This window comes from Pseudovibrio sp. WM33, from assembly GCF_001623165.1.
In the GTDB taxonomy this organism is placed as follows: Bacteria; Pseudomonadota; Alphaproteobacteria; order Rhizobiales; family Stappiaceae; genus Pseudovibrio.
Genome location: NZ_LMCK01000027.1, coordinates 2525 through 7495, shown reverse-complemented (window position 1 = coordinate 7495; position 4971 = coordinate 2525). Strand labels below are relative to the sequence as shown.

Here is a 4971-nt window from a genome sequence, read left to right as displayed (position 1 = left end):
GGTTGCGGGGGTAAGATTTGAACTTACGACCTTCAGGTTACGAGCCCCTAATGTAGTAAACTCTACTATTATTATTTTTCAATAAGTTAGCCTACAATACTCTGATTTATCTTTTGTTCTTATACGGTATTCGGGCATAATCACCGTCTTCAAAGGAGAGCAAATACAGCTCAAACCGAATATAGCTGTTGACGTAGTGTTGACGCAGAACATTGAGTATCTCAATGTCAAAATCTCAGTTATTGCCTCAATACATAATTTTCTACTCAGGTATAATGTATTCAATTCTCGCCGAAATAAATTTCAAGTTGCTGTTGCTTTTCTCCATAGTAAAAATCTGTATTTTCAAATGATCTACCATTTCTGATTACGTTCATTCTCAACACATCTAGATACTATAAAAGCAACTCGCTTAAATTCCTCTCATCGATTTTACACGATCTTGTCTAAGAGACTCAGGCCTAAATCCACCTCTAGTTAGCAAAGATAACGCGCTTGCCACTCTTTGTAGGGGCATGCCCTAGAGAATCCTTGTCAGAGTTGTGGATGTATTTCCTATTTAGTAACTTTTGCTCTTCCATAGATAGTGGCGCGTTATTATGAGTCTTTTCGTCAATTAATTTTAGCTCATCAGGTATATCGGTCAGCCCTTGGATGGGATTTGCTGGTTGCTCTGTCAACGTACCGACTTCATCTTCGTGCTGGATTGGTATTAATGGTACATTACTGGATACAGCATAGGCATGCATTTTATGTAGTGCTATTCGTGAGAGCGCCCCATCGACATAGCCGCGCTGCATAGTCGCTTCGAAAATCTCATCATTTACTGACTTCTGAGTAATTCGTCCATTCTCGCCTTCATAGGTGCACTCTTTAACTTGGGCTGAATAGTAGGCATCGGTTGTTTCACAAAACGGATCGTCTACGGAACCGATCCGCCCTTCGTCGATAGCGCGCTCAACTGCACTTGGGTTTGTACCAAGATCAACCTCGGTCCCCCCCGACAAATAACCTCCACCGATGTCCGAATGGGAACCATAAAGACATTCTTCAATATGATTGCCTTGGGTTTTCACCTCTGGTACTTCACAGCCTACCGGGCTTGACAAAATCGATTTTAGAGCGAAGTTCTTCCTGCGCTCGTTGATTGCAGTAAGATGAACGACCTTTCTTTCCGCAATACCAACTGGCAAATGAAGTAAAACACTACCGTTGTCGTTATTTTGTGGCGAAAAATCAAAGTGCCTAGGTGACGAGATAGAAGGAACAGTGTCGAATAGGCCTATAAACTGCAGTTTAGTTGGGATTTCATGAAATACGCTATATAGAGATTTATCACCTCTTACTTTTAAGTACATTACGCGGCGCTTTTCCCCCTCCATGTTCTGTTTTGTTTTTGTTCTGTTATATCCCATATGTCGCGTCGTCTTGTAATATGGACCGTAGATCGCTTGAAACAAATTCAGCACATGAGCGTAGTGACGCGCTGCTGCAGCTCCTCGGGAGAAGCCAAAAACATCAACTTCAATTCTAGTAATATTATAGGAGGCATATGCACTTACAAATTCCCAAGCCTGCGAAGCTCCCTTTTCCGATTTTGCAAGTACACCATAATCGCCACTGCCAGAGATTTGTCCGTTAGGAGAATCAATGTTTCCAGTGTCCGTTCCAATTCCTTCGATATAGTAGTTACCGTAGATGTATGTTTCCTCTTCCACGTTTTTCTGGCTATGCGAGGAAGGATATAGACGGTGAAGTTTCCATATATTAGTATAGTCTGATTTATAACTATCTGAAGTTAATGGCATATTATCAATGCCCGGCAGTTCACCTCCTGCTAGACGAGTACTTACATTGTAAGCATTGTTGCCGGTCCCATCAAAAAATAAGCCAATCCGCAATACAAATTTACAGGTTTCGCAAATAGAACGCTTGTCTTTTAGTAATTGCTCCGTCATCTACTATTCTCTATCGGAGTTACATTACGGTTCTCACTTGTATAAAGCATTCCTGAAAACACTATTTGTGTTATTAGCGCGCTCACAAGAAATACTACCATCAATATAATAGATATAGATTTAGTAAAATAACTATAATTCCCATTCCTGAGAATAAAAAAATACCATACTATCAATATAAAAATAATAAAATTATAATAAAATATCAAATATTCTCCAGATAAATACTTGATATTACTTAATTTCATTACATCAAAAAATAATAAAATAGGATTTATTGATATAAGATCTACAAATAACACACTCCCAAACGGAATTGCTACTAAGAGCAGTACAAACATAGTGCCAGCTAAAGTAAATCTTGGAACTCTATCTTCTTTGTTCGTCATCTATTCCTCGGATAATGTCATTTTTATAATTAATACGTTTGTTTTAAATACTCATTCAATTCACCAACAGTTTCTACTCCATTCGCAATAGCTTCTTTAACTTGATCTCTAGCAAAATCTTGTGCACCAGCAAAGGTTGTAACACCTATTTGCGGCAAGGCTTTTGCCTTCAAGAGATCATGCGCAATTTTTGCTATAAACAACTCCCACTGCATGTCCTCAAACACCTTCTCCTGAGCCTTACGGATCAGGGTGATGTGGCTCTTGGGTCGTTCGTTGGTTTGTGTGGAGCTTTCTGTAATTGGTGTCATGGGTGTGAGTTGGCGCGTCCCCATGTTAAAACGGTTTGTCTTGCAATGTTCACCTGCAGCAGGTGCTGCGAAGTGCCAGAGCTGCTGGGCATTGCACAGGCTGGGCTCCTCACACCAATCCTCAGCAATGAAGTCAGTAATTGGCCCGAAGAAAGCCTGCGTTTCCGACGGGTTTGTAGAGAGCAGCCAGACGCGCAGAACAGCTGGATCAAAAAACCGAAACCGCACCAACCGGCCATCACTTTCAAACTCAACGCGTAGGTAACGCCGGAAATGCCGTCGTAGCAGCACGACATCCGTGGCTTCGTCCTCAGAGATATCTGGCGAAGCAACAAAAGCCCCGCGCTCTACTTGCTGCTTCAGACTTTCCGGGGGCGGGGTCCTGTAAAGCTCTTTGGCCTTTGATTTTGAGGCTAAGAAGTAAATTCCCCAGCCCTTGCCCCAGCCTTCTTCAATCAACCAGTTAGTGAGATCGCTATCCTGCTCCAACCGCACCAGATAAGGAGCAGTCAAGGCCAGTTCTTGTGCCAGTTCTCCAGCAATCAGGCTGCACCAGTTGGTATGCTCTTCACCCAGCAACCGGCCATAGATATCTTCGCACCATTGTCCATCTATAATCGCATAAGCGGCAATGTCATCGGTGACTTTGGCAAACAGGCTTGCCTTCACACTGTCCGCGATGAGCGTGTCTGGCGCTACATCGATAGATAAAGCTGCCTGTGTCATGAGGCATCCTTAGCAAATGGACATTCCTCAGCGAACGGTTTGCGTGTCCCTGGAGGGGACGCGGCGCCGATGAACACATTCGCGCTTCCTGAAACGTCAGCACCACCGCAATCTATGGGATCGCCAACACGGCCCGCTTGCTTGTTGTTGAAGTTCACCGTCGGACTGCCAGCCGCCAATGCTCTGCCATGAGAGGGAGACGGGCATGGTGAACAGCCATGGGGCGCATAGGCATCCCCTTGCCTTACAGCAGGCCGGTTGTTGATGAAAATATTCGGACTTCCGGCAATGGCAGGTGTTGGCGGGAAATGACAATCATGGCCAGAGCCAATGTCACCTAAACGAGCTGCGGGTTTTCCTGACATAGACCTCTCCTATTTCTCAAAGGAGCGGGCATAGCGCTCAGCATGAGGACCTTGATAATCTTCTGGAGCAGATGGTTCAATGAATGGCACATCCTTGCCAGTCGCCGGAGCCCCTGCGCCGCAATTGACATTCACAACAGTGCCTTCAATCTTGATGCCACTTGCATCGATACGAATGAAGTTGCCACCCACGTTGAGAGAGATGGCAGAGCCAGCACGAACAACCACCTGATCACCACCATCAACAAAGATGGTACCAGGAGCAGTGTAATGCTGGTGCGCCAGACTTTCCATACGAATGTTACGGTTCACCTTGGCGGTATAGTTGCCTCCAACCTGCAGCGTTTTGTCATCAGCAATGCTTTCGTTGTCGGCGGCGTCAACCTGCGTGCGGCGAACCGCTTTCACATGAAGATCTTTTACACCAGAGATGGTTTCTCTGTGTGAGCCATCCACCTCAATATCCTTTGATCCGCCTATAGATTCAGACTGTGAGCCCTCAACCCGCTTGTGGCGATTGGCCCCGACCTTCCAGGTCTCGTTATTCTCAACAACTCCGTTGTGGAACTTCTGGGCGTGGAACCAGACTTCCTCTTGTCCGCCCTCATCTTCAAAACGAAGCTCATTGTAGCCTTCCGCCTTATGACTATCTGACTTCAGGACCATGCGTGTTTTAAAGTCAGGTAGCTTGTTCGGTGTGCGGTTGTTGTTGTGATACGTCCGCCCTGTGATGATGGGTTGGTCTGGGTCGCCTTCGAGGAAGTCTACGATGACTTCGTGGCCGATGCGGGGGATGGCGATGTGGCCCCAGCTGGCGCCAGCCCAGTTGGAGGACACGCGGATCCAGCAGGAGGAAGTGTCGTTCTTCTTGCCATGGCGATCCCATGGGAACCAGACTTTCACCCGGCCATGTTCGTCGCAGTAAATCTCTTCACCTTCAGGTCCGGTGACATGGGCGATCTGAGGGCCATCCACCAAAGGCTTTTTGAGCAGTTTGGGCCGGTATGGCAGGCGGGCGGGCATAACCTCAAAGCCGGCGCTGTAAGTGGTGGTGCCGCTGCCGGCTTCCTCTGCCACGGCCTGGGGCTGGCTGCCCTGATGCGAGACGGTGAGCAAATGATACTTGATGTTGTAATCGCTGTTCGGGTGGTCCGTGAGCGCAAACTGATGACCGGCCATCAGGTGGATAGCATTGGTCGCGCCATGCCCTGTCGTGGCCTCT

The 4971-nt window shown here is 46.5% G+C and carries 4 protein-coding genes; all 4 read right to left on the bottom strand.

What is annotated here, in order from left to right; translation table 11 throughout:
- Nucleotides 1–473: 473 nt before the first annotated feature.
- Nucleotides 474–1958 (bottom strand): T6SS phospholipase effector Tle1-like catalytic domain-containing protein, encoded by a 1485-nt coding sequence (locus PsWM33_RS06960; RefSeq protein WP_063299682.1) that lies wholly within the window; start codon nucleotides 1956–1958, stop codon nucleotides 474–476.
- 418 nt (nucleotides 1959–2376) lie between these two features.
- Nucleotides 2377–3384, bottom strand: a complete 1008-nt coding sequence (locus PsWM33_RS06950) for a DUF4123 domain-containing protein (protein ID WP_063299680.1) — start codon at nucleotides 3382–3384, stop codon at nucleotides 2377–2379.
- Entirely contained in the window at nucleotides 3381–3749 is a 369-nt protein-coding gene (locus tag PsWM33_RS06945; protein WP_082596416.1) for a PAAR domain-containing protein, read from the bottom strand. Before PsWM33_RS06945 ends, PsWM33_RS06950 begins: the two co-directional genes overlap by 4 nt.
- Before the next feature lie 9 nt (nucleotides 3750–3758).
- Nucleotides 3759–4971 (bottom strand): type VI secretion system tip protein TssI/VgrG (gene tssI / locus PsWM33_RS26700; protein ID WP_153039906.1); only part of this gene is annotated, 1213 nt, incomplete at its 5' end.